The sequence below is a fragment of the Hominisplanchenecus murintestinalis genome, from assembly GCF_943193015.1.
GTDB classification, from domain to species: Bacteria; Bacillota; Clostridia; order Lachnospirales; family Lachnospiraceae; genus Hominisplanchenecus_A; species Hominisplanchenecus_A murintestinalis.
Genome location: NZ_CALPCM010000027.1, coordinates 1 through 24484, shown reverse-complemented (window position 1 = coordinate 24484; position 24484 = coordinate 1). Strand labels below are relative to the sequence as shown.

Genomic DNA, 24484 nt, shown 5'->3' with positions numbered 1-24484 from the left:
GATTTGGATTTTCCGGAGGTTTCAGGAAATGGATGGGAAAAAGCGCAGAATCCTCTTTATTGTAAACCCCAAATCAGGAAAGGGGCTAATCAAAAACCATCTGCTGGAAATCATCGACGTGTTCGTGAAGGACAGGATGGATGTAGAAGTATATGTGACACAGAGAAAAATGGATGCGTGCCGGGTTACGCGCAGGCGCGCACAGAATTATGACATAATCGTGTGCAGCGGCGGCGACGGTACTCTGGATGAGGTTGTCACAGGCATGATGGAGCTGCCTCGGCAGCAGCGGGCGCCTGTGGGGTATATTCCGGCAGGCAGTACAAATGATTTTGCAGGGAGCCTGGGACTTCCGGCGAATATGAAAAATGCAGCAATATGTATTACGCTGAAGCAGCCGTTTCGGTGCGATGTCGGAGGATTTAATGAGAATTATTTTGTATATATAGCTGCCTTTGGGGCGTTTACGGACGTGTCTTACCAGACAAAGCAGGAAGTGAAAAATGTGCTGGGACATCTGGCATATGTTCTGGAGGGCGCCAAGCGGCTGTTTAATCTGAAATCTTACCGTGTAAAAATACACATTGGAGAAGAATTGATTGAAGATGATTTTATTTTTGGAATGGTGACGAACTCCCAGTCCGTAGGGGGATTTAAGAATATTACCGGAAAAAATGTCCTGTTAGATGATGGTGTATTTGAGGTCACTCTGATACGCAGGCCGAAGAATGCACTGGAAATTCAGGAAATTCTCGGAGCTATCCTGCGCCAGGAGATGGATAACAAGCTGATTTATGCCAGAAAGGCAAGGCAGGTGTACTTTGAATCAGAAGAGGAGATTCCCTGGACGCTGGACGGGGAATTTGGAGGTATCCACCGAACAGTGGAGGTGAAGAACTATATGCAGGCGGTTGCTATTATGGCGAACCGCGAAATGCAGGAGGAAATAACAGAGGAATAGGGACGGCTATTCCTCTGTTATTTTTTGATGATTATGATTAACGGGCAGCCTGGCACTGAGAACAAAATCCCCCGGCATGAAAGACGCCCTGGTTTTGCAGGGAAAATTATACAGAATCACGAAGCTGTTCGAAGGGCAGGGAAGAAAGAGTAGTGAAAAGCTGGCATTTTGACCAAGAAAATGCAATAGAATTTTGCCGGAATTAATAAATTCGATAGAAAATCCAAGAAATTTGTATGTTTTTATAGCGGGACAGCTGTTATAATGTGCTTAAGCGGAAGAGGGCAAATGTCTTTTTTCGCAGGAAACTGTATGGGCAGGTGCCCATAGAAAATAATTAAACAGGAGGATACTAAAAAATGAAAAAGAAAGTAATCAGCGCATTGCTGGCAACTGCTATGGTAGCAGCTATGGTAGCAGGATGCGGCAGCGACGACAAGACAGCAGCTACTCCGGCAGCAACTGAAGGCGGAGAAACAGAAGCAGCAAACGACGAAACAGAGGCGCCGGCTGGAACAGAGGCACAGGATGTAACAGAGGCTCTTGATAATGCAGGTGTTGATTTATCAACAGCAGACGTAGCAGTGTTCTACTATACATACAGTGATGCTTACATCTCATCTGTACGTACAGCACTGGACAGCAAGCTTGATGAGCTTGGCGTTAAGTACACAGACTATGACTCAAACAACACACAGGCTACACAGAACGAGCAGATCCAGACAGCTATCGCTTCCGGTGCAAACGTACTGGTAGTTAACGTTGTAACATCCGGTACTGTTGATGTTTCTTCTCAGATCGTTCAGATGGCAAAAGACGCTGATATCCCGGTTATCTTCTTCAACCGTGCAGTTGAGGATGCAGACAACGAAGGAACTGTTCTTGGAAGCTATGACAAATGTGCATTCGTAGGAACAGACGCTCCGGAAGCTGGCCATATGCAGGGTAAGATGATCGGTGAGTACCTTGTAGAGAACTTTGACGCTATCGACCTGAACGGCGACGGAAAGATTTCTTACGCTATGTTCATGGGCGAGCAGGGTAACGTAGAGGCAATCGCTCGTACACAGTACGGTGTTGAGGATGCGAACGCAGTCCTGACAGAAGCAGGTAAGCCGGAACTTGAGTACTTTGACGCAAACAACGCAGACAAATTCCAGGTTGACCCGAACGGTGCATGGAGCACACAGGCAGCTCAGGAGTACATGACCACAAACCTTTCCCAGTTCAACGAGGAAAGCGGAAACATGATCGAGCTTGTTATCTGTAACAACGACGGTATGGCTGAGGGCGCTATCGCAGCTCTTGCTGTAAAAGGTTACAATACAGGCGAAGAGGGAGCAAAAGTTATTCCGGTATTCGGTGTAGATGCTACAGATTCTGCAAAAGCTCTGATTGCTGACGGCAAGATGACAGGTACTATCATGCAGGATGCTCAGGGTATGGCTGACTGTATCTCTGACCTGGTTGCAAACGCAGGTTCAGGACAGGATGTTGTAGCGAACGTTGATACAGAGAGATTCGTAATCGCTGAAAACGTAGCAAACAAGATTTATGTTCCTTACGGAATTTACACTGGCGCTGCTGAGTAATAGCCCGGTTAAAGTAAAAGGTGCGTTTTATGCATCTGTGTAATATCATGAACATGATGTAAGACAGACAAGAAGGCGGCCGTCCACAGGTTGGCGGCCGTCTCCTTGAGTATAAAAAGACAGGAGGTCAGGATATGGGGCATGATGTTTTGCTGGAGATGAAAAATATCTGCAAGGAATTCCCGGGCGTAAAAGCGCTGGACAATGTTTCCTTGACCGTAAGGCGGGGGACGGTTCATGCACTGATGGGTGAGAATGGCGCGGGGAAGTCCACATTGATGAAGTGCCTGTTTGGGATGTATGCAAAGAACAGTGGATCAATTTATCTGGAAGGGAAAGAGATTAATTTCAAAAGCTCGAAAGAAGCATTAGACAATGGTGTTGCAATGGTTCACCAGGAGCTGAACCAGGCACTGAAGCGTAATGTAATGGATAATATCTGGCTGGGGCGTTATCCCAAGATTGGCGGTGTCATGGTAAATGAGAAAAAGATTTACAATGACACAAAAGCGTTGTTTGAGGAGCTGGAGGTCGAGGTTGATCCGAGAAGGATTATGAGTACAATGCCGGTATCCCAACGTCAGATGGTAGAGATTGCGAAAGCAGTTTCATTTAATTCGAAAGTAATCGTGTTTGATGAACCGACTTCTTCACTTACAGAAGAAGAGGTAGAGCACTTATTTAAAATTATAAATATGCTGAGAGACCGCGGCGTGGGTATTATTTATATTTCCCATAAGATGGCGGAGATTCTCAGGATTTCAGATGATATCACAGTTATGCGCGACGGTACATGGGTAGCTACCAGGCCGGCGAGCGAGATGACGATGGATGAAATCATCCGTCTGATGGTAGGACGAGAGCTGACAAGCCAGTTCCCGCCAAAGACGAACAAACCGGGTGAGGTTTCACTGGAAGTTGACAACCTTACCGCACAATATTCACTGCTGAAAGACGTTTCCTTTAAGGTACGCAAGGGTGAAATCGTAGGACTGGCAGGACTGGACGGCAGCGGCCGTACGGAGACGCTGGAAAATATTTTCGGTGTTGCCACAAGGAAGTCCGGTACAATTAAGCTGAACGGCAAAGAATGTTTCAACCGGAATTCCCGGGAGTCCATTAAAAACGGATTTGCGCTTCTGACAGAGGAAAGGCGTGCGACAGGTATTTTTGGGATTTTGAATATCCGTGAAAATACGGTTATTTCCAGCCTGAAGAAGCATAAGAAAAAGGGCATTTATCTGAGTGAGAAGTCTATGAGGGTAGATACGCAGTGGTCAATTGATGCCATGCGTACAAAGACCCCGACACAGGAGACGAAGATTCGCTCCCTGTCAGGAGGTAACCAGCAGAAGGTTATCTTGGGAAGATGGCTTCTTACAGAGCCGGAAGTTCTGCTGTTGGATGAGCCGACGCGAGGTATTGACGTTGGTGCAAAGTATGAAATTTACCAGTTGATTCTGGATCTTGCAAATAAGGGAAAAGTTGTTATGGTAGTTTCCTCTGAAATGCCAGAGCTTCTTGGAATCTGTGACAGAATCCTTGTTATGTCGGGCGGACGCCTGGCAGGCGAAGTAGATGCCCAGAATACGACACAGGAAGAAATCATGACCCTTGCAGCAAAATATGTATAAGGAGGCTGAGATTAGTGAAAGCGATTACAAATATGAAAGAAAGCTATGCCAATTTTCAGGCAATGGACAGCAAGGATAAGAATAATTTTATTAAAGAGACCTTGCTGAATAACCTGCTGTACATTTTGATTCTTATTGCTATTATTTTTACAGCGATTAAGAATCCGAAATTCATGTCAGTTTCTGCAGTTGCAACTATCGTTACCCTTTCGGCAGCAAGTATCCCGATTGCACTCGGTATTGCCGGATGTATTGTATTGACGGGTACAGACCTTTCTGCAGGGCGTGTTGTAGGTTTGACAGCATGTATTACGGCTGCTCTGCTGCAGGCTTCCGATTATCCGAATAAGATGTTCCCGGATATCCCGGCTCTGCCGATTCCGGTAGTAATCCTGATCGTTATGGCAGTGGGAGCGATTATTGGACTTGTGAATGGATTCTTCGTTGCAAAGTATAACCTGCATCCATTCATCGTAACGCTGGCTACTCAGCTGATTACATACGGTATCCTGCTTGTATTCCTTATGACAAATGGAAATAACGGACAGCCTCTGTCCGGTCTGGATAAAGGTTTTGTAGGCTTCGTAACAGGAAGCAAGATTAGCTTATTTGGCGTTGCGATTCCGAACTATGTATGGTATGCTGTAATTTATGTTATTGTGATGTGGTTTATCTGGAATAAGACTACATTCGGTAAAAATATGTTTGCCGTAGGTTCCAACCCGGAAGCTGCAAATGTATCCGGTGTAAGCGTATTCAAGACAACTATCATGGTACATACTCTGGCAGGCGCTATGTATGGTATTACAGGTTTCATCGATTCTGCACGTAACAGCTCCAATACCGCAGGCACCGGTTTGAATGCGGAGTGTGATGCAATTGCGGCCTGCGTTATCGGTGGCGTATCTTTCGTAGGTGGTACTGGTAAAATCAGTGGTATCGTGTTGGGTGTATTCATCCTTCGTATTATCTTCGTTGCCCTGACTTACCTGTCTGTAGACCAGAACCTGCAGTACATCTTCAAGGGTGGAATCATCCTGGTAGCATGTGCAATCGATATGAGAAAATATCTGGTACGTAAATAAGGAGTAGAAAATGAGCGAAAAAGTGAGAAATAGGGGCAGGATGGCAATCTATTCTATGGCGGGGTTTTACTTGCTGTATATGGCCTATAAATTGAGTTCCGGTTTACCGGACAGCAGCGGAAATACCAAAATCCTGATGATTGTGTTTATGGTATTCTTTGCTCTGGTGGGAGGCGGAATGCTGATTGGCGGGATTATAGGAGGATATAAGCTTTCAATGCCTCAGAAAGCGGATTCGTCTCAGGAAATGCTCGAACCCTCGGAAGAAAATGAGGAAGAAGAATAGCCATAAAGGCGGTTTCTTCTTAGACATATGTAAAAACGGAGGAGCTGCCGATTGGCGGCTCTTCTTTTCTGCATAATAAAGCAAAGTGGATTATGCAACAGGGCCAGGTTGCCTTCGGGCGGGCGATATAGTGAGAAAGCAGAATGGAGGCGGGGATAGATGGCACTTTATGGGGTAATGCTGGTAGATGACGAAGAAGCGGTGCGCCAGGCAATCGCCAGCAAGTTAGAATGGGAAAAGATAGGATTTGAAGTGATTGCTACAGCCGAAAATGGAGAAGAAGCTTTGGAACTGGCAGAGAAATTGCGGCCGGACGTGGTAATGACGGATATTAAGATGCCCTTTATGGACGGGCTGACTCTGTGCCACAAATTGAAGGAGAGACAGCGGGACACTAGGATTGTGATTTTTTCAGGATTTGATGAGTTTGAATATGCCCGTGAAGCAATTAAACTGGAGGTAGAAGAGTATATTTTAAAGCCGATTGATTCGGAAGAACTGGAAAATGTATTTCTTCGGATAAAAAAGAACCTGGATGCGGAGATTGATGAAAAACGGAACCATGAAAAGCTTTATGAGTATTATCAGAAAAGCCTTCCGGTCATGAAAGAGCAGTTTATGGCCGGGTTGATGGAGGGGAAGCTGTCGGGCGAATTGATTGAGGAGATGAATAGTTCTTATGAAGTGAACTTGAACGCGCCTTATTATGCGGTGACAGTATTTTGTGCAGATATGGGAACATTGGATACGGAGAACCGCAGCCTTCTAAAGCTGTCCCTAAAGCAGATTGTAGATGAAAATATGAAGAAATCGGCAGATGTGCGCAGTTTTCTTTATTTTGATATGGTAGCGGCCATCCTGCTTTTAAATGGAATGGCAGAATTAAACAAACAGGTACAGGAAATAGATCAGGTCTGTAAAGCGGCAAAACGTCTGCTGGGAATCAATGTGACAGCCGGAGTCGGACAGGCAGTGGCACATTTGGGGAATCTGGCTGCATCCTATCAAAATGCAGTAGATGCAGCGGACTACCGAGTGCTGCTTGAGCCGAACCAGGCAATTTATATCCGGGATATCCAGCCGGCGGTCAACAGAGATTTTGTGCTTGAAGACCAGGATATCCAGAAAGTCATGCGGGCGGTGAAGCTGGGAACAAGGGAAGAAGTCAAAGCGTCAGTGGATGAAATGATGAGCCGATTTAAGACTTCCAACATATCCCTCCACCGCTATCAGGTAGCCTTGATGGAGCTTCTGACGGAGTTTCTGAAACTGGGACGCTCTTATCATCTGGATTTGGAAGAAATATTTGGGGGAAATATGGATTTCTACCGCCAGATTGCCAAGTTTGACTCCCTGGATTCTCTGGGGGAATGGCTGTATCATGTATGTATGAAGTTCCGCTCGCTTATCCGCCAGGAACAGACGGATTCTGCGAAGCTGCTGGCAGGCAAAGCGGAACAGTTTATCAAAGAAAATTATGCGGAAAGCAGCCTGTCGGTGGAAATGCTTTGTGGGCACCTGAATGTGAGCGCAGCATATTTTTCAACCATTTTCAAAAGGGAGACAGGCCAGAGTTTTGTAATGTATCTCACCCATGTCCGAATGGAAGCAGCTTTAGAGCTGCTGAATAATACACAGGATAAGACCTATGTGATAGCGGGGAAGGTGGGGTATACCGAGCCGAATTATTTCAGTTATGTATTTCGGAAGCAATATGGTATGTCTCCCACCAAATATAGAATGAGTAAGATGGAGAATCATGAGACAGAAGGTTAGGAATATTTGGGAATATATAAAGGAGCGTTACCAGACGGCGAGCATCAGTTCCATTACGGCTGTATCCTTCACAATCGTTTCCGTGATATCCCTGGGCTTTGCAGGGGTCCTGCTTTATGGCAGGTTTAGCTCCAGTACAGAGGATTTGATTGCCAGAAATAATATCCAGTTGATGAATCAGGTTAGTCTGAACCTGGAAACCAGTGTGCGCAATATGATGAGGCTTTCCAATTCCATGTATTACTGCGTCATCAAAAATGTAGATTTAGGGGGGGAGAAGCTTGACGGGGAAATGAATCTGATGTATGAGTCGAACCGGGATGATTTGGTGAGTCTGGCGTGCTTTGACGAGGAGGGAAACCTGGTAGCGGCTACGCCGATTGCCAGTTTAAAGCCTTCCGTAGAAATAACGGCGCAGAGCTGGTTTCAGAAAGCAAATGAAAAGATGGAAAACCTGCATTTTTCCACGCCTCATGTGCAGAGTATTTTTGCGGACAGTACCTCACGGTATTCCTGGGTGATTTCTCTGAGCCGTACCGTGGAGTTGACCAGGGGCGGGGAAATCAGCAGAGGAGTGCTCCTGGTAGACATGGCATACAGCGGGATTGAGCAGTTGTTTGATAAAGTAAATACAGGCGGCGCGGGTTATACGTACCTGATAGACGGAGCCGGGGAGATTATTTATCATCCCAGACAGAGAGCTATTTATTCGAACCTGAATAAAGAGAATAATCTGGAGGCTGCGAAGTATGAGGATGGAAGCCATAGGGAAAATTTTGAAGGAAACGAACGTTCCGTTACAGTGAAAACAGTGGGGTATACCGGATGGAAAATTATCAATGTGGTTCCGACAGATGAATTTTATCTGGATTTGACGCAGATGCGGCTGTTTGTTTTCTTGATTGTGGTTTTTGCAATTTTGTGTATAGCGATGCTGAATATTTTTATTTCCGGACGGATAGCGACGCCGATCCGCCGTCTGGAAGCGTCGGTCAGGGAGCTTGAGAAAGGGAATCTGAATCTCGAAATCTATGAGGATGGTTCCCAGGAAATACGGCATTTAGGGAGGACGCTCCGCTCTATGGTAGAACAAATGCAATGCTTGATGGAAGATATTGTGGTGGAACAGGAAGCAAAACGTAAAAGCGAGCTGGATGCCCTGCAGTCACAGATTAATCCGCATTTTCTTTATAATACGCTGGATTCCATTGTGTGGATGGTGGAGAGCGGACAGTATAAAGAGGCTATTTCCATGGTAACGGCGCTTTCACGGCTTTTCCGTATCAGTCTCAGTAAAGGTAAGACAATTATTACGCTGGCAGAAGAAGCAGAGCATGCAAGGAACTACATGAATATTCAGAAAGTGCGCTATAAAAACCGGTTTGAGTTTACGATGGAGATAGAGCCGGGAATCCAGCAGTACAGCACGATTAAACTTGTTATCCAGCCGATTTTGGAGAATTCTATATATTATGGCATGGAGTATATGGATGGAGATGGGATTATAAAGGTGCGGGGGTATGAGAAAGACGGCGATATCCTGGTAGATGTGCTGGATAATGGACCGGGGATGCCCCGGGAAGTGGTGGACTATCTTCTCACGGACGGAAAGCGTGTCCGTAAGAAAGGCTCCGGTGTGGGGCTTATGAATGTACACCAGAGAATCCGCCTTTATTTTGGGGAACCTTATGGTCTGGAGATTATTAGCGAGCCGGATGAAGGGACGCTGGTAAGAATCCATCTCCCCAAAACATTTGAAAGAGAGGGGAGAGAGCAGTGACAAAGAAAAACTGGCTGGCAGTGGGGATTATCGGCGGGATACTGCTTCTTCTCGCTGTTATATCTTATTTCTATATGACACAGAGAAAGATTGTACAGAAACGGGTAAATATTTCAGTGGTAGTTTATGGGAGTACTGCGGAAAGATGGGTAGCATTTAAACAGGGAGTAGACCAGGCGGCTTCTGATTTCGGAGGCATTGTGAATTTTGTGGTTCTAACAGAATCGGGCAGCAGCCGTGAGCAGATGGAACAGATTGACCGCGAGCTGGAGAACGGCGCTCAGGGAATAGCAGCGGCAGTCACGGACAGCTCCGGGATGGCAGAATATATTGGCAGTATTTCGAACAGGGTTCCGGTGGTGCTGGCAGAAAATAAGGTGGAGGGGAGCCAGGCTGTTACCTGCGTGGAAGCAAATGCCTACGAGATGGGGCAGGCATTGGCGCACCAGGCAGCGGAGGGCACGGCGAAGGAAGTGCCTGTCAGCATTGTCCTTATGGGAGAAAATAAAAGCAGTCTAAAAGAGCGTTTGGATGGTTTCCGTGCAGGATGTGCGGATGAGGGGCGGAAGATAGAGCAGAACTTTTATCCAAGCAGGGATTCCATGAGCCGTATATTGGAGAGTGGAAAGGAGAATATTTTGGTGGCTCTGGATGATTTGAGCCTGGAAATGACAGAAAAGGTTATCCGTGATTCAGAGGCGGATATCAGGCTGTACGGAATTGGCAGCAGCGAACAGATTGTATTTGCGCTGGATCAGGGATATATCGAAGGGATTGTATTTCAAAATGAGTATAATATGGGATATGAAGTGACAGACACCCTGATACAGAAAATAAGGAAAGGCGTGGCAGATGAGGCTATGGAGATAGATTTTCATCAGGCTACAGGCGCCACTCTGCACAATCCGGAAAATGAGAGGCTTTTGTACCCGATTATCCAGTGACAGGTAAGCAAAACAGGAGGGAGAAGAGGAGAATGGGAAGGAGAAAATTGTGTGGAATCGCGGCGGCAGGGGGAATGTTTTTGCTTACGGGATGTTCAGGGATTTTTGGGGATGGGACAGCGGAACCTATCCAGAGCATGAAAATAGGTATCTGTACGTATGACCAGTTTGATACGTTTATCGGGACGCTGGTGGAAGAGTTTAAAGAAGAGGCGAGGCAGAAAGAGCAGGAAACGGGAGTTACCATTACGGTAGAGGTAGTGGGAGCGGGAGGAAAACAGAATATCCAGAATGACCAGGTGGAAAGCCTTATCAATAATGGATGCGACATCCTTCTGGTAAACCAGGTGGACCGCACCGATACGACGATGGTGATTGATAAGGCAAAAAATGCCGATATTCCTGTTATTTTTTTCAACCGGGAACTGGTGCGGGAAGACTTGGAACGCTGGGAAAAACTTTACTACGTAGGAGTAAAAACCCTCGAATCAGGAGTTATGCAGGGAGAAATTGTCGTGGATTTGTGCTCAGGAGAGCAGGGCATTGCTCCCTATGACAAAAACGGCGACGGAAGGCTGCAGTATGTCATGCTGGAAGGAGAGGCAGGCCACCAGGATGCATTGATACGGACAGAGTATGCGGTTAATACGATTACGAATGCGGGCATCCGCCTGACAAAATTGGATAATGAGATAGCAAATTGGAGCCGCGCGCAGGCACAGACAAAGATGAACCAGTGGCTGGAAGAATTCGGGGACAGGATTGAGCTGGTGCTTGCGAACAATGATGATATGGCGCTGGGGGCTATTGATGCGTGGAAGGAATCAGGGAAGCCTTATATGCCTGTCGTAGTGGGGGTAGACGGCACCGAAGCGGCGCTGGACGCCATGCGGGAAGGCACCCTGGCAGGGACGGTCGTAAATGATACGGAAGGGCAGGCAAGAGGGATGATGGAGCTGGCGTATTCTCTGTATTTCCAGACGCCCCTGCCGGATGATATTGAGCTGGAAGAGGACACTTATATCCGCCTGCCCCATACGGTTGTGACGGCTGAAATGCTACAGGATTTGGAATAAATATCTATTTAGCTATTTCATTTTGCGGCAAGTTGGGTTATAATACAGAAGAACGTAGTGCGTACAAGGCACATATGTATTTCATAACAAACGGAGGTAAATAAAATGTTAGTATCAGCAAAAGAAATGTTGCAGAAAGCAAAAGCAGGTCATTATGCAGTAGGTCAGTTCAACATCAACAATCTGGAGTGGACAAAAGCAATCCTGCTCACCGCACAGGAGAATAACTCTCCGGTAATCCTTGGTGTATCTGAGGGCGCTGGCAAATATATGGCAGGATACAAGACAGTTGTAGGCATGGTAAACGGAATGCTGGAAGAGCTGAACATTACGGTGCCGGTAGCGCTGCATCTGGATCACGGCAGCTATGAAGGATGCCTGAAATGTGTAGAAGCAGGATTCTCATCCATCATGTATGACGGTTCTCACAGCCCAATTGACGAGAACGTAGCAAATACCAAGAAGCTGGTTGAAATCTGCGCAGAGCATGGAATGTCTCTGGAAGCAGAGGTTGGTTCTATCGGCGGCGAGGAAGACGGCGTTGTAGGTATGGGCGAGTGCGCAGACCCACAGGAGTGCAAGAGAATTGCAGACCTGGGAATCGATTTCCTGGCAGCAGGTATCGGAAATATCCATGGAAAATATCCGGCAAACTGGAAAGGGCTGAGCTTTGAGACACTGGATGCCGTTCAGCAGCTGACAGGGGACATGCCTCTGGTACTTCATGGAGGTACAGGTATCCCGACAGATATGATTCAGAAAGCGATCAGCCTTGGCGTAGCTAAGATTAATGTAAATACAGAGTGCCAGCTTGCATTTGCAGCAGCTACACGCGAGTACATCGAGGCAGGCAAGGATCAGCAGGGTAAGGGCTTTGACCCGAGGAAACTTCTGGCTCCGGGCTTTGATGCTATCAAAGCTACCGTGAAAGAGAAAATGGAAATCTTCGGTTCCATTAACAAAGCTTAATTTAAGAGAATTGCAAAAGAACCGCGTCCGGAAGGGGCGCGGTTTTTTCTATACTGGAGAATTGCGGTTTCAGAGAATTCATTGTTCTGAAATTAGTGCTTGCATTTTCCCCTAAAGTAGAGTATCTTATATACAGATTTTAAATCTGACAATAATACAGGCGAACGAGGGCGTTCCACCGCAGGTGGAGCGCCCTTTTGTGCGTGGCTGACAAAGAAAGGATGAGGAGATATGAGTGAAAAAGTGAATGCAGCAGCGATTTTTGGTGAAAATGTGTTTAATGACAAGGTGATGCAGGAGCGTCTGCCGAAAAAAGTTTATAAAGAATTGAAAAAGACGATTAAGGAAGGCAAGGAGCTGGATCCCGTGGCGGCGGACGTGGTGGCAGAAGCTATGAAGAACTGGGCAGTAGAGAAGGGGGCAACCCATTACACCCATATTTTTCAGCCGCTTACGGGTATGACAGCCGAGAAACATGATTCGTTTATTACGGCGCCGGGGGAGGACGGAACGGTATTGATGGAGTTTTCGGGCAAAGAGCTGATTAAAGGCGAGCCGGATGCGTCCTCGTTTCCGTCGGGGGGATTGAGGGCTACGTTTGAGGCAAGGGGATATACAGCCTGGGACTGCACTTCCCCGGCATATGTGAGGGAGGATGCGGCAGGCGCGATTCTGTGCATCCCGACAGCGTTCTGTTCTTATACAGGGGAGGCGCTGGATCAGAAAACCCCGTTGCTGCGGTCTATGGAGGCGATTAATGAACAGGCTCTCCGGCTGCTGCGCCTGTTTGGGAATACGACATCGAGAAAGGTAACCCCGTCGGTAGGGCCGGAGCAGGAGTATTTTCTGGTGGATAAGCAGAAATACTTGCAGAGGAAGGATTTGATTTTTTCAGGGCGTACCTTGTTTGGGGCTATGCCGCCGAAAGGACAGGAGCTGGACGATCACTATTTCGGAACGATCCGCCAGCGTATCGCTTCTTTTATGAAAGATGTAAACGAGGAACTGTGGAAGCTGGGCGTGTCCGCAAAGACGCAGCACAATGAGGTGGCTCCGGCGCAGCATGAACTGGCTCCGGTGTATGCGGAGGCAAATATCGCGGTAGACCACAACCAGGTGGTTATGAAAACTTTAAAAAAGACAGCCTGCCAGCATGGTCTGCAGTGCCTGCTTCACGAAAAGCCTTTTGCGGGAGTAAACGGTTCCGGGAAGCACAACAACTGGTCAATTACTACGGATGACGGTATTAATTTGCTTGATCCGGGGAAAACCCCTCATGAGAATATACAGTTCCTCCTGGTTCTGACCTGCATTCTGAAAGCCGTGGATAAACATGCGGATTTGCTGCGTGAATCTGCGGCAGATCCTGGAAATGACCACAGGCTGGGAGCAAATGAAGCGCCGCCGGCCATTATTTCGGTGTTCCTGGGCGAGCAGCTTGAAGATGTGCTGGAGCAGCTTATCAGCACCGGGATGGCGACCCACAGTTTAAAGGGAGGCGTACTGGAGACAGGGGTTAAGACACTCCCCAGCCTTGCAAAAGATGCTACGGACAGGAACAGGACTTCCCCCTTTGCATTCACAGGTAACAAATTTGAGTTCCGTATGGTAGGTTCCAGAGATTCCATTGCAGGGCCGAACATTGTACTGAATACGATTGTGGCGGAGGCATTTGCAGATGCTTGTGATATTCTGGAAAAGGCAGATGATTTTGATATGGCAGTGCATGATCTGATTAAAAAGCAGGCAACGGATCATCAGCGCGTGGTATTTAACGGAAACGGCTACTCGGATGAATGGGTAGCGGAGGCAGAGAGAAGAGGGCTTCCGAATATCAAATCCATGGTAGAGGCGATTCCGGCGCTTGTCAGTGAAAAGGCAATAGAAGTGTTTGGGCGTTTTGGGGTGTTTACGAAGGCAGAGCTGGAGTCACGCGTGGAGATTAAATATGAAAACTACGCAAAGGCCATCAATATTGAGGCAAAGACGATGATTGATGTAGCCGGAAAACAGATTATCCCGGCAGTGATATCTTATACAAAAAAACTGGCGGATACCGTAAACTCTGTGACGGCAGCAGGAGCAAGGGCAACGGTTCAGGCAGAGCTGCTGTGCGAGGTAAGTACATTGCTGGAAGAAACGAAAGCGGCGCTGGGGAAATTGGTACAACTAGATGCAGAAGCAGCGCAGAAAGAGGAAGGAGCAGCTCAGGCAGCATTTTTCCATGAGGTAATCATGCCTGCCATGACAGAGCTCCGCACACCGGTTGACAAATTGGAAATGCTGGTGGATAAAGAGGTATGGCCGATGCCTTCTTACGGGGATTTGCTGTTTGAAGTATGAAAGCAGATTCAGGTGTGAACAGTTCTGCTAAGGTTTGCTTGCTTTTTCGGAAGATTTGCGGTATTATGCCTATGACAAAGTGACAGAGGTATGTGAATCGTGGAGGTTAAGATGAGCGATAAGATGAATGTGGCGGAACTTTTCGGGCAGAATGTGTTCAATGATAAGATTATGAGGGAGCGTCTGCCTAAAAAAGTGTATAAGGAACTGCATAAGACGATAGATGACGGAAAAGAACTGGACCCTATGACCGCAGAAGTAGTGGCGGGCGTGATGAAAGACTGGGCGGTGGAAATGGGCGCGACCCATTACACCCACTGGTTCCAGCCACTGACAGGCTTTACCGCAGAGAAACATGACGCGTTTATTACCGCACCGGACAAGGAAGGAAGCGTACTTCTGGAGTTTTCCGGAAAAGAGCTGATAAAGGGAGAGCCAGATGCCTCTTCTTTCCCGTCCGGCGGTCTGCGTGCTACTTTCGAAGCCAGGGGGTATACAGCCTGGGACTGTACCTCCCCGGCATTTGTTAGGGAGGATGAAGCCGGAGCGATTCTCTGTATTCCAACTGCGTTTTGTTCCTACACAGGGGATGCGCTGGATCAGAAAACACCGCTGCTGCGTTCTATGGAGGCTGTTCAGAAGCAGTCCCTGCGCCTGATTCGCCTGTTTGGAAATACCACGTCGAGAAAGGTGACCCCATCTGTGGGAGTAGAGCAGGAATATTTTATCGTAGACCGTAAGAAATATCTCAAGAGAAAAGATTTGATTTTCACAGGGCGCACCTTGTTTGGAGCTATGCCTCCCAAGGGACAGGAGCTGGATGACCATTATTTTGGGGTGATTCGTCCGAAAATTGCAGCTTTTATGCGGGATGTGAACCGGGAACTGTGGAAACTGGGCGTCTCGTCAAAGACACAGCACAATGAGGTGGCGCCGGCACAGCATGAAGTTGCGCCGATTTATGTTCAGTGCAATGTGGCTGCCGACCATAACCAGATTATTATGGAGACATTGAAACGGGTAGCCGAAGAGCATGGGCTGCAGTGTCTGCTCCATGAGAAACCTTTCGCGGGAGTGAACGGTTCAGGCAAGCATAACAACTGGTCGCTGACTACGGATGACGGCATTAACCTGCTGGAGCCGGGAAAGACCCCTCATGAAAATTTTCAGTTTCTGCTGATTATCATGTGCATTCTCCGGGCGGTGGACCGCCATGCGGATTTACTGCGGGAATCTGCAGCAGATGTAGGAAATGACCATCGCCTGGGAGCAAATGAGGCGCCGCCTGCGATTATTTCCGTATTTCTTGGGGAGCAGCTGCAGGATGTGATGACGCAGCTTATCAGCACAGGTACGGCTACTCATAGTTTAAAGGGCGAGAGGCTTCATACGGGCGTAAAGACTCTGCCTGATTTTACAAAGGATGCTACGGACAGGAACAGGACGTCTCCATTTGCATTTACCGGAAATAAATTTGAGTTCCGTATGGTAGGCTCCCGGGATTCGGTGGCGGAGTGCAATGTGGTAATCAATACGATTGTGGCGGAAGCTTTTTCTGAGGTGTGCGATGTGCTGGAGAAAGCCGAGGACTTTGAGCTGGCGGTACATGACTTGATTAAAGAGCTGGCGGTGAAGCATCAGCGTATCGTGTTTAACGGAAACGGCTATTCCGAGGAATGGGTAGCAGAAGCAGAGAGAAGAGGGCTGCCCAATATTAAGTCTATGGTGGAGGCGATTCCGGCGCTGGTAACAGACAGGGCAGTGGAACTGTTTGGAAAATTCGGCGTATTTACCAGGGCGGAGCTGGAGTCCCGTGTCGAAATCCAGTACGAGGGTTATGCAAAGGCCATTAACATTGAGGCAAGGTCGATGATTGACATTGCCAGCAAGCATATTATTCCGGCGGTTATGCGCTTTGCCAGAAATGTGGCGGGAACGGCGAACGAAATCAAACAGGCAGGGGCAGATGCGACAGTACCCATGAATCTGCTCAGAGAGACAACGCAGCTTTTATCAGAGACGAAAATGGCGTTAGCGAAGCTGGAGGAGATGACCGACACCGCGGCGGCAATGCCTGCAGGAAAGGAACAGGCAGAATACTATCACAGGAAAGTATGCGCTGCTATGGAAGAGCTGCGTGCTCCGGTAGACAGACTGGAGATGCTTGTGGATAAAGAAGAGTGGCCGATGCCGTCATATGGGGATTTGTTGTTTGAAGTATAAAAAATGCCCTGAAAAGGGAGGATGCCAGACAGTTTTCTGTCTGGCATTATTATGAAAAAGTTTATTCGAAAGTATACTATAAAATATCATCTTTGATAGTCTTAGTATAAAGGCTACAAATGAAGAAAAAATGAGAGTAAAATGAAAGTTTTTTGAATGATAAATGAATAAAATATGAACGGGGGAGGGAAAACGTGCAAGAGCGTGTATGATGTAAAGAATGCATAAAAAATGCATAAAAAACAGAAATTTTTCCTTTCTTTTTTTGTGGTTTTATATTAAAATGTATTGTAAGGCTATAGATACCGACTTGTTTTTGTAAGATTTGTGCAATGACAGGGAATGATAAAACTAAATGAAAGAGAGGGAATGTCATGATATCAAATCAAGTTCTGCAGACAACGCTTGAAGGGATAAAAACTATCTCAAGAATTGACTTGAGCGTTATTGATCTGGAAGGAAATGTTTTGGCGGCAACATTTCCCGAAACAGAGGAGCTGGGGACATCAATCGCCGCATTTGCTGATTCGCCGGCCGAGAGCCAGACAGTACAGGGAAATCAATTTTTTAAGGTATTTGATGAAAATCAGCTGGAGTATGTGCTGCTGGCAAAAGGAAGCAGCGATGATGCATACATGGTAGGGAAAATGGCGGCATTCCAGATACAGAACCTTTTGGTGGCGTATAAGGAACGCTTTGATAAAGATAACTTTATTAAGAACTTGCTGTTAGATAATTTGCTTCTGGTGGATATTTATAACAGGGCGAAAAAGCTCCATATCAGCACGGAAGTGCGGCGTGTGGTATTTCTTTTGGAGACTGAGCATGATAAAGACGGGGTATCGCTGGAGAGTGTGCGGACGATTCTGGGAAATAAGCCCGGTGATTTTGTTACTGCTGTGGACGAGAAAAGTATTATTGTAGTCAAAGAGCTGGAGGCGGAAGAGGGTTATGCCCAGATGAACCAGGCGGCACAGAGTATCCTGGAATGCCTGCCGCAGGAAAAGCGCAGGGAATCCCCTATTGCGTATGGTACGATTGTGAATGAAATTAAAGAAGTATCCCGCTCTTACAAAGAGGCCAGGATGGCGCTGGATGTAGGAAAGATTTTCTTTGATGAGAGGGATATCATCGCATACAGTTCCCTGGGGATAGGGCGCCTGATCTATCAGCTCCCAATTCCTCTGTGCAAGATGTTCATACGCGAAATTTTTGATGGGAAATCGCCGGACGATTTTGACGAAGAGACGCTGACGACGATTAACAAGTTCTTTGAGAACAGCCTGAATGTGTCAGAGACTTCGAGGCAGCTTTATATCCATAGGAATACGCTGGTGTACCGGCTGGATAAGCTGCAGAAAAGCACGGGGCTGGACTTGCGGGTGTTTGAGGATGCGATTACGTTTAAGATTGCCCTGATGGTTGTCAAGTACATGAAGTATATGGAAAACATGGACTATTAAGGGAAGCTGCTGCAGAATGGCCGGGACTGTTCTGCGGCAGTTTCTTTACCCTGCGGACAGGGTTTTCCGTGTGGCATTTCGATTGGCTGTGCAGGCATAAAATGAAAAAAAGGATATATAGTAGAGTAAAGCAAAGGAGTTAGCAGTATGGAGAGAAATGATAAATTTAAGACAGGTTTCCTGAGCGGGCTGTGTGCGATGCTGGTGATAGCAGGCATCGTTCTTTTTGCGAGAGGCGAGGTGATTAAGCAGGAGAACGCCGCTTTGAAGGCGCAGAAAGAGGCAGAAGCGCAAGCTTCTGACGGATTGTATCTCGATCAGGAAAGGGTGGAGCGGAAGCTTGCGAATATAGAAAGTATTATTAACCAGTACTATTTGGATGAAATTGACCGGGAAGAAGTAGAAAGCTGGATGTACAAGGGACTTGTTGCGGGGCTGGGAGATACGTATGCGGCATATTATACGAAGGAAGAGTTGGAAAAGACGGAGGAAGCCAGCAGCGGCGCTTACAATGGGATAGGAGCGGTAATGACCCAGAATCGTACCACGGGAATGGTGGTGATTGTGCGCTGTTATGAAGGGACGCCGTCGGCAGAATCCGGCCTGCTGCCTGGGGATGTCCTGTATTCTGTGAATGATACGCAGGTGACAGGAATGGATTTAACAGAAGTGGTATCCATGATTAAGACGGAGCCGGGGGATACGGTGAAGATTGAAGTAGCCCGGGAGGGTGAGGAAGATTACCTGTCCTTTGATGTGCCAAGAGCGCCTATTGAAGTACCTACGGTAGAGTATGAGATGCTGGACGGTAAAATAGGCTATATTGAAATCGTGGAGTTTGATACCGTGACGGAGGCGCAGTTTAGCAATGCTCTGGATGATTTGGAAGAACAGGGTATGGAAAAACTGATTATTGACTTGCGGAACAATCCGGGGGGCGTTTTGGGGACGGTGTGCAATATGCTGGAGCAGATTCTTCCCAAGGGATTGATTGTGTATACAGAGGATAAAAACGGGAACCGAACAGAGTATAAATCAGACGGAAGCCATGAATTTAAAAAGCCGCTGGCAGTTCTGGTAAACGGCAACAGCGCCAGCGCGTCAGAAATCTTTGCAGGAGCAGTAAAAGACTACGGCATCGGAACCCTGGTGGGAACAAAGACCTTTGGGAAAGGCATTGTGCAGCGGATTATCAGCCTGAACGACGGGACGGGAATTAAACTAACGGTGGCAAAATATTTTACACCGAAAGGGAATGACATTCATCAGGTGGGGATTGAGCCGGATGTAGAAGTAGAACTGGATGAAGCTTTAAAACAGAAGGTCACGATAGAAAAATCAGAAGATAACCAGCTTCAGAAAGCAATAGAAATTTTGGGACAGACAGGAGAAGGACAATGACGGAGAAGATAATTTTTAGAGAAATGCTGAGTGAAATCAAGGAGCTTGCAGATAAAAAAGGAAACTGCCTGACGGTAGAAGAGATTAATGAATTTTTCTCTAACGCGCATTTAAAGGAAGAGCAGCTTTCCATGATTTATGAATATCTGGCAGGTCAGAAGATAGAAGTACAGGGCTATGAACCAAAAGGCGGCGGGGAGGCCGCAGCCCCCGGCTCCCGCGGGGATGCAAGTCTGACGGAGGATGCCTGCATGGAAATGTATCTGGCGGATTTGCAGGGAATTTTCCGGGTACCGGATGCGGAGGAAGAAAAGCTTTTCCTTTTGGCGGCAGCCGGGGATGGGGCGGCAAGGGAAAAGCTGGCTGAGCTTTACTTGAACATGGTGTGTGAGATATCCCACACGTATGCTTACGGCGGGCTTCCGGTTAGCGATTTAATCCAGGAGGGAAATATGGCGCTGGTACTGGCTCTTGGCAGGCTGGAGGTCATGGATAACCTGCAGGCATACAGAGAGTTTCTTTATCAGGCTGTGAGCCGGGCGATGGAAGAAGCGCTGGCGGAGCAGCAGGGATGGAAAGATATGGATAAGAAAATCGCTGAGAGGGTGAATCATTTGGGGGAGGCGGTGCGGAACCTGTCCCGCGATCTGGGACGTAAGGTTTCGATGGAAGAGCTGTCAGTGTACCTGGAAATGCCGCTGGAAGAAATACGTGATATCCTCAGGATGGCGGGGGATGGAATAGAAGTCGGATAATCATGAAAAGAAAAAGCTCCCTGCACGGCAGATTATTCTGTGTCAGGAAGCTTTTTAAATTATTTTGCCGCCTTTTGTGAGGTATTTCTCTGGGCAGAAGCTTTAATCTTTTAGAGAAGAACTATCTTCGTCCAGGGGGGCGTCTTGGATTTCCGGGAGATAGAGATGAACTTTATCAATCCGGTTTTTGTCTACAGTATCTACGACCATGCGGATATCGTGTCCATCCACAATAAATTCCCCGGCATGGGGCAGGTGGTCTAAACGTTCAATGACGTACCCCCCGACAGAATCATAATCTTCGGAATCCAGCGTAAGGCCCAGGGCATTGTTTAAATCGTCTAATTTCAGAGAACCCTCTACAATATATTCCCGTTCCCCGATTTCACGGATTAATTCTTCTTCATCTTTGTCATATTCATCCCGGATTTCACCCACGATTTCTTCAAGAAGATCTTCCAGAGTAATCAATCCGGCGGTAGCGCCGTATTCATCCAGTACAATGGTAAAATTAATGGAATCTTTCCGCATTTCCATCATTAGTTCGGAGGTTTTCTTAAATTCATAAGTAAAATATGGTTCCCGCAGCAGGCTGCGAAGGTTAAATTCCCGGGAAGAGTCATGTACCAGCAGGTCTTTTACATTAAGCACGCCGATAACATTGTCCGTGCTGCCCTCATATACAGGAAGCCTTGTGAATTTCTCACGCCGGAAAACGTCCAGCATTTCTTCGTACGTACTTTCTACATCAAGGAAGGTCATATCTACCCGGGGAACCATGATATCTTTTGCCAGAGAGTCCCCGAAGTCAAAAACATTGTATATCATCTGCCGTTCTTCACTTTCAATTACGCCGTCCTCGTGGCTTACATCCACGATAGTACGCAGTTCATGCTCGGTCATGGAAGGCGCCTTTGCAGAAGGATCCACCCGCAGAAGCGTGAGTACGAGAAACGCCAGCTTATTGATAATGAAAATAGCAGGTGTCAGTATTCTCATGAGGAATAAAATAGAGCCTGCGTATAGGCGTGCCATTTTGTCAGAATGGATCGTTGCGAGCGTTTTGGGGGTAATCTCACCAAAGATTAGGATGATTATCGTAAGCGTCCCGCTGGCAAAGGCGATGGCGGCGCTTCCCCAGAGATTTAATGCCAGGGTAGTAACCAGGGAGGCGGCAGAAAGGTTTACAATGTTATTCCCTATTAGAATAGCGCTCAGCATCTTTCCGGAGTCCTCCGTTGCTTTCAGAACGGTTTTTGCCCGTTTATCTCCTTCATCAGCCAGTGCTTTAAGTTTTATTTTGTTTGCCGTGGTGAGGGAAGTTTCCGCAGAAGAGAAAAAAGCGGAAAGAAGCACCAGGATTATCAGTATAAAAAATTGTATCGCAGACGTTGCGTCCAAAAATCATCATCTCCTTTTTGATAGCAATATACCGTATTTTATGTATGATTGCAAGAAGTCAAAAATAATGCAAAAAAAACTTAACATATACGTAATAAAGGGTTGTAAAATGTGACAGAACTATGATATAATTAGCCCTGATAAAAAGCTTTTATATAACTGCCTGGTATACAGACAGATCAGACAGGTCGTTTTAAAGGGTTGTAAAGAACTGGAGGAGGAAAATGGTCATGAGGAAAAGATACAGAGCTCTGGCGCTGGCTTTGGCGGGCGTATTGGTGCTGGCTTCAATGCCGGTCAGGGCAGAGGGATATACTGCCTATGCCGGCGGGAACGGTTCCTGGGAGAACAGCGGAATGACGGCAGAAAGCCCGCTGGATTCTATCTATGAGGCGCAGAAGCTGCTGCCGGAAGGCGGAACGATTTTAGTGACTGGCACGATTTATATTACAGGGGAGAGCAGCTATTCACTAAATGACGGGATTACACTGCAGGCTGCGGAAGAGCTTGACGGTCCGATTTTCGCGGTAGAGGAGGGCGGCAGCCTGACGCTTAATAATATTGTAATAATTGGTAATGGCAGTACAGTAATTTCAAATAGAGGTATCCTAAAGCTTGATGACAGCGTGTCCCTGCAGGTGAAAGGCGGGGAAGGCGTAGGATGTGTATACACAGGTGAAGGGGGAGCTACTTACCTGAATGAAGAGCTGGTGGCAGGCGATGCCGTGCAGGATGGGGAGCCGGGCATGGAGGAGAGTGAAACCGGAAACGAAGTACAGGACGAGACAGGCGAAAGCGGCGGAAAAGATGAGGAAACCGCGCAGACGGAAGAGGCCGTAAGTACGGAAACAGGGGAGACGGCTGTTCCTGACGAGACGGAGAAGGTTACCTCATCCGATAAAGAAACGGACGAAACAGAAAATACGGAAGAGGATAACAATACAGAAACAGAGAAAAATCCTGAGGGAACAGAGAAAGATACGGAAGAGTCAGGTGAAACCAACGCGACAGAAGGAGAAACAGCTGAGACGGATGAAACGTCCGCGACAGAAGTGAAGCCGGAAGAGACAGAAAAACTTCCGGAAGCAGACAAGAAACCGGATACAGTTCCGGAAACTGAGAAAAAACCGGAAGAGACAAAGCAGCCGGAAACAGCCCAGACAGAGAAGAATGACGGTGCATCCGGAGTAGAGCAGGGAATAAAAGAAGAGAAGGAGCCAGTACGCAGGAAAGCTGTAGAAACGGTTACGGACGCTATTATCGCCCTGAATATCCATTCCAGAGAGGATGTGGGCAGCCTGCTTCCGGTATCACAGGCATATGACGGATTGACTGCGGCAGAAAAGCAGGCTGTTCCGAATCATGTGAGACAGCTTCTGGAATCAGCGAAGGAGATGGCGGCAGCATATAACCATACACAGCTTGGCGTGAGCGTATACGGAAATCTTCCCTGGTATGTACAGTTCCGGGTGAAGCTGACAGACGTGGGCAAGAAAGAAGAAAACGGGCTGAAAGTACTGGTGCCCTATGAGCTGACACTCTGGAACCTATATACGGATTCCGTATATACCCTTCCGGAAGGAGAGACGGTAACAGTCACCATGCCGGTTCCGGATGTAGAGATTGACGGAGAATTTACCGTTTTCCATTACAAGGCAGACGGCTCCGTAGAGACGATTAAACCGGTAATCCACGGAAATATGATGAGTTTTGAGACAAGTTCCTTCAGCCCGTTCAGCGTGGCAGGAAGTACTCTGATAGCAGGAATCGGCATTGGAAGCGGAACTCCCGGCAACAGCGGAAATAATAGTACAAACAATGGAAACAGTCCCGCCGGGAACGCGCCATCGAAGAACGACGCCCCATCCACCAATAGCAGCACAGAGAAGACCTACAACAGTCCGGGAGGAAATTATGTGGCGGCCGCGGCAAATACATCCGATACTACCAATGCATTTCCGGCGGCAGCAGCCGGAGCTGCGGCATTGTTTGTGATAATTGGGATTACAGTAAGAAAGAGAAGATGGCTAGATTGAGTCAGCTCCCCGGTCGGTCTGTACAGATACAGGATTTCCTGTAGCTGTACAGGCCTTTTTGATGTGGTGAAGAAAATACCTGAGAGATTACGTGTAAATTACGGTTTGTCGGGGAGTTTGTCTCTTACCCCAGATAGTCACGGAACCGATAGTCCCCATGTTTATGCCGGACGCCGGGAAGCCTGCCGCATATCCCACACGGACGGGGACAACGTTCCGTCGAACTAGCCGCTAACTACAACTAAATACGCTCAGGAGAGCCTTCGCGCATAAGTCTCCGTAAAGCGTGGATTTCGCCTCCACTAAAAGCGTCTCCTGAGTGTCCGCCTAGGGATATGCGGCAGGCTTCCCGGCTGGGTGACGGCTGGCATTACGGGGATGCACGGCTGCGTGGACTGTTTCGGCGGCAACGAAACTGCTGGAAGTTCCCGTCTCGGAAATTGTACAACTAGGCGGACTATTTTTGTGGCAGGACTGCTGATATTGCGAAAGCTGTCAGCTATGCAGACTCCCGACGCAAGTACTGGACTCCCCGATAAATCGTCAATACTTACGGTTAAGCGCATAAACAGCGCCATTTGCCGTGCCTTATAGCATGGTAGTTCCATACAGCCATACGCCCATATAACGCCAGTCTCCAGTAGTTTCGCTATAATCGGAACAGTCTACGCAGCCACAGTTCCCCTGCCGCCAGCCGACACACAGCCGGGGCACCTGCCATATATCCCTAAGCGGACACTCAGGGGACGTTCTTAGCAG

Annotated in this window: 17 protein-coding genes; 16 read left to right on the top strand and 1 reads right to left on the bottom strand. The window is 47.5% G+C overall.

Features of this window, described 5'->3' with window-relative positions; translation table 11 throughout:
• The first annotated feature begins 28 nt into the window (after window positions 1–28).
• The 15 genes from NFR99_RS10040 (at window position 29) to NFR99_RS09970 (ending at window position 20288) form a co-directional block, all read left to right on the top strand.
• A complete protein-coding gene (locus NFR99_RS10040) occupies window positions 29–961 on the top strand; it encodes a diacylglycerol/lipid kinase family protein (RefSeq protein WP_120484982.1) in 933 nt (310 codons plus the stop codon).
• Between the two features lie 359 nt (window positions 962–1320).
• Window positions 1321–2553, top strand: coding sequence for a galactose ABC transporter substrate-binding protein (locus NFR99_RS10035; RefSeq protein ID WP_135975145.1), 1233 nt, complete (start codon window positions 1321–1323; stop codon window positions 2551–2553).
• A gap of 134 nt (window positions 2554–2687) precedes the next feature.
• Complete coding sequence (locus tag NFR99_RS10030; RefSeq protein ID WP_120484980.1) at window positions 2688–4187, top strand: sugar ABC transporter ATP-binding protein; 1500 nt, start codon at window positions 2688–2690, stop codon at window positions 4185–4187.
• Window positions 4188–4201: 14 nt separating this feature from the next.
• Window positions 4202–5272 (top strand): galactose/methyl galactoside ABC transporter permease MglC, encoded by a 1071-nt coding sequence (locus NFR99_RS10025; protein WP_251353536.1) that lies wholly within the window; start codon window positions 4202–4204, stop codon window positions 5270–5272.
• Window positions 5273–5282: 10 nt separating this feature from the next.
• Window positions 5283–5558, top strand: coding sequence for a hypothetical protein (locus tag NFR99_RS10020; protein WP_120484978.1), 276 nt, complete (start codon window positions 5283–5285; stop codon window positions 5556–5558).
• Window positions 5559–5717: 159 nt separating this feature from the next.
• The gene (locus NFR99_RS10015; protein ID WP_120484977.1) at window positions 5718–7334 is read left to right on the top strand and encodes a response regulator; all 1617 of its coding nucleotides are present in this window, start codon (window positions 5718–5720) and stop codon (window positions 7332–7334) included.
• Complete coding sequence (locus NFR99_RS10010) at window positions 7318–9114, top strand: cache domain-containing sensor histidine kinase (protein ID WP_251353535.1); 1797 nt, start codon at window positions 7318–7320, stop codon at window positions 9112–9114. The genes NFR99_RS10015 and NFR99_RS10010 overlap by 17 nt, the downstream gene beginning before the upstream one ends.
• The gene (locus NFR99_RS10005; protein WP_120484975.1) at window positions 9111–10058 is read left to right on the top strand and encodes a sugar ABC transporter substrate-binding protein; all 948 of its coding nucleotides are present in this window, start codon (window positions 9111–9113) and stop codon (window positions 10056–10058) included. The genes NFR99_RS10010 and NFR99_RS10005 overlap by 4 nt, the downstream gene beginning before the upstream one ends.
• 32 nt (window positions 10059–10090) lie before the next feature.
• A complete protein-coding gene (locus NFR99_RS10000; protein ID WP_120484974.1) occupies window positions 10091–11134 on the top strand; it encodes a galactose ABC transporter substrate-binding protein in 1044 nt (347 codons plus the stop codon).
• Window positions 11135–11239: 105 nt separating this feature from the next.
• The gene (gene fba / locus NFR99_RS09995; protein WP_120484973.1) at window positions 11240–12103 is read left to right on the top strand and encodes a class II fructose-1,6-bisphosphate aldolase; all 864 of its coding nucleotides are present in this window, start codon (window positions 11240–11242) and stop codon (window positions 12101–12103) included.
• A gap of 231 nt (window positions 12104–12334) precedes the next feature.
• Window positions 12335–14446 (top strand): glutamine synthetase III family protein, encoded by a 2112-nt coding sequence (locus NFR99_RS09990; RefSeq protein ID WP_135975150.1) that lies wholly within the window; start codon window positions 12335–12337, stop codon window positions 14444–14446.
• A gap of 111 nt (window positions 14447–14557) precedes the next feature.
• A complete protein-coding gene (locus NFR99_RS09985; RefSeq protein ID WP_135975152.1) occupies window positions 14558–16669 on the top strand; it encodes a glutamine synthetase III family protein in 2112 nt (703 codons plus the stop codon).
• A 374-nt stretch (window positions 16670–17043) separates the two neighbouring features.
• A complete protein-coding gene (locus NFR99_RS09980; RefSeq protein WP_120484970.1) occupies window positions 17044–18132 on the top strand; it encodes a PucR family transcriptional regulator in 1089 nt (362 codons plus the stop codon).
• A gap of 147 nt (window positions 18133–18279) precedes the next feature.
• Window positions 18280–19533, top strand: coding sequence for a S41 family peptidase (locus tag NFR99_RS09975; RefSeq protein ID WP_251353534.1), 1254 nt, complete (start codon window positions 18280–18282; stop codon window positions 19531–19533).
• A complete protein-coding gene (locus tag NFR99_RS09970; protein WP_251353533.1) occupies window positions 19530–20288 on the top strand; it encodes a sigma-70 domain-containing protein in 759 nt (252 codons plus the stop codon). Before NFR99_RS09975 ends, NFR99_RS09970 begins: the two co-directional genes overlap by 4 nt.
• 102 nt (window positions 20289–20390) lie before the next feature.
• Here NFR99_RS09970 and NFR99_RS09965 read toward each other — a convergent pair whose 3' ends face one another.
• Window positions 20391–21689 (bottom strand): HlyC/CorC family transporter, encoded by a 1299-nt coding sequence (locus NFR99_RS09965; protein ID WP_251353532.1) that lies wholly within the window; start codon window positions 21687–21689, stop codon window positions 20391–20393.
• A gap of 230 nt (window positions 21690–21919) precedes the next feature.
• Here NFR99_RS09965 and NFR99_RS09960 point away from each other — a divergent pair, with 230 nt between their 5' ends.
• On the top strand, window positions 21920–23725 hold the full coding sequence (locus NFR99_RS09960) for a hypothetical protein (protein ID WP_251353531.1): 1806 nt from the start codon (window positions 21920–21922) through the stop codon (window positions 23723–23725).
• Window positions 23726–24484 lie beyond the last annotated feature (759 nt).

Bases quoted from the DNA above. Each gene is read 5' to 3' on its own strand.
- NFR99_RS10040 (WP_120484982.1), top strand. From the start codon at position 29: ATGGATGGGAAAAAGCGCAGAATCCTCTTTATTGTAAACCCCAAATCA.
- NFR99_RS10035 (WP_135975145.1), top strand. From the start codon at position 1,321: ATGAAAAAGAAAGTAATCAGCGCATTGCTGGCAACTGCTATGGTAGCA.
- NFR99_RS10030 (WP_120484980.1), top strand. From the start codon at position 2,688: ATGGGGCATGATGTTTTGCTGGAGATGAAAAATATCTGCAAGGAATTC.
- NFR99_RS10020 (WP_120484978.1), top strand. From the start codon at position 5,283: ATGAGCGAAAAAGTGAGAAATAGGGGCAGGATGGCAATCTATTCTATG.
- NFR99_RS10015 (WP_120484977.1), top strand. From the start codon at position 5,718: ATGGCACTTTATGGGGTAATGCTGGTAGATGACGAAGAAGCGGTGCGC.
- NFR99_RS10010 (WP_251353535.1), top strand. From the start codon at position 7,318: ATGAGACAGAAGGTTAGGAATATTTGGGAATATATAAAGGAGCGTTAC.
- NFR99_RS10000 (WP_120484974.1), top strand. From the start codon at position 10,091: ATGGGAAGGAGAAAATTGTGTGGAATCGCGGCGGCAGGGGGAATGTTT.
- fba (WP_120484973.1), top strand. From the start codon at position 11,240: ATGTTAGTATCAGCAAAAGAAATGTTGCAGAAAGCAAAAGCAGGTCAT.
- NFR99_RS09990 (WP_135975150.1), top strand. From the start codon at position 12,335: ATGAGTGAAAAAGTGAATGCAGCAGCGATTTTTGGTGAAAATGTGTTT.
- NFR99_RS09985 (WP_135975152.1), top strand. From the start codon at position 14,558: ATGAGCGATAAGATGAATGTGGCGGAACTTTTCGGGCAGAATGTGTTC.
- NFR99_RS09980 (WP_120484970.1), top strand. From the start codon at position 17,044: ATGATATCAAATCAAGTTCTGCAGACAACGCTTGAAGGGATAAAAACT.
- NFR99_RS09975 (WP_251353534.1), top strand. From the start codon at position 18,280: ATGGAGAGAAATGATAAATTTAAGACAGGTTTCCTGAGCGGGCTGTGT.
- NFR99_RS09970 (WP_251353533.1), top strand. From the start codon at position 19,530: ATGACGGAGAAGATAATTTTTAGAGAAATGCTGAGTGAAATCAAGGAG.
- NFR99_RS09960 (WP_251353531.1), top strand. From the start codon at position 21,920: ATGAGGAAAAGATACAGAGCTCTGGCGCTGGCTTTGGCGGGCGTATTG.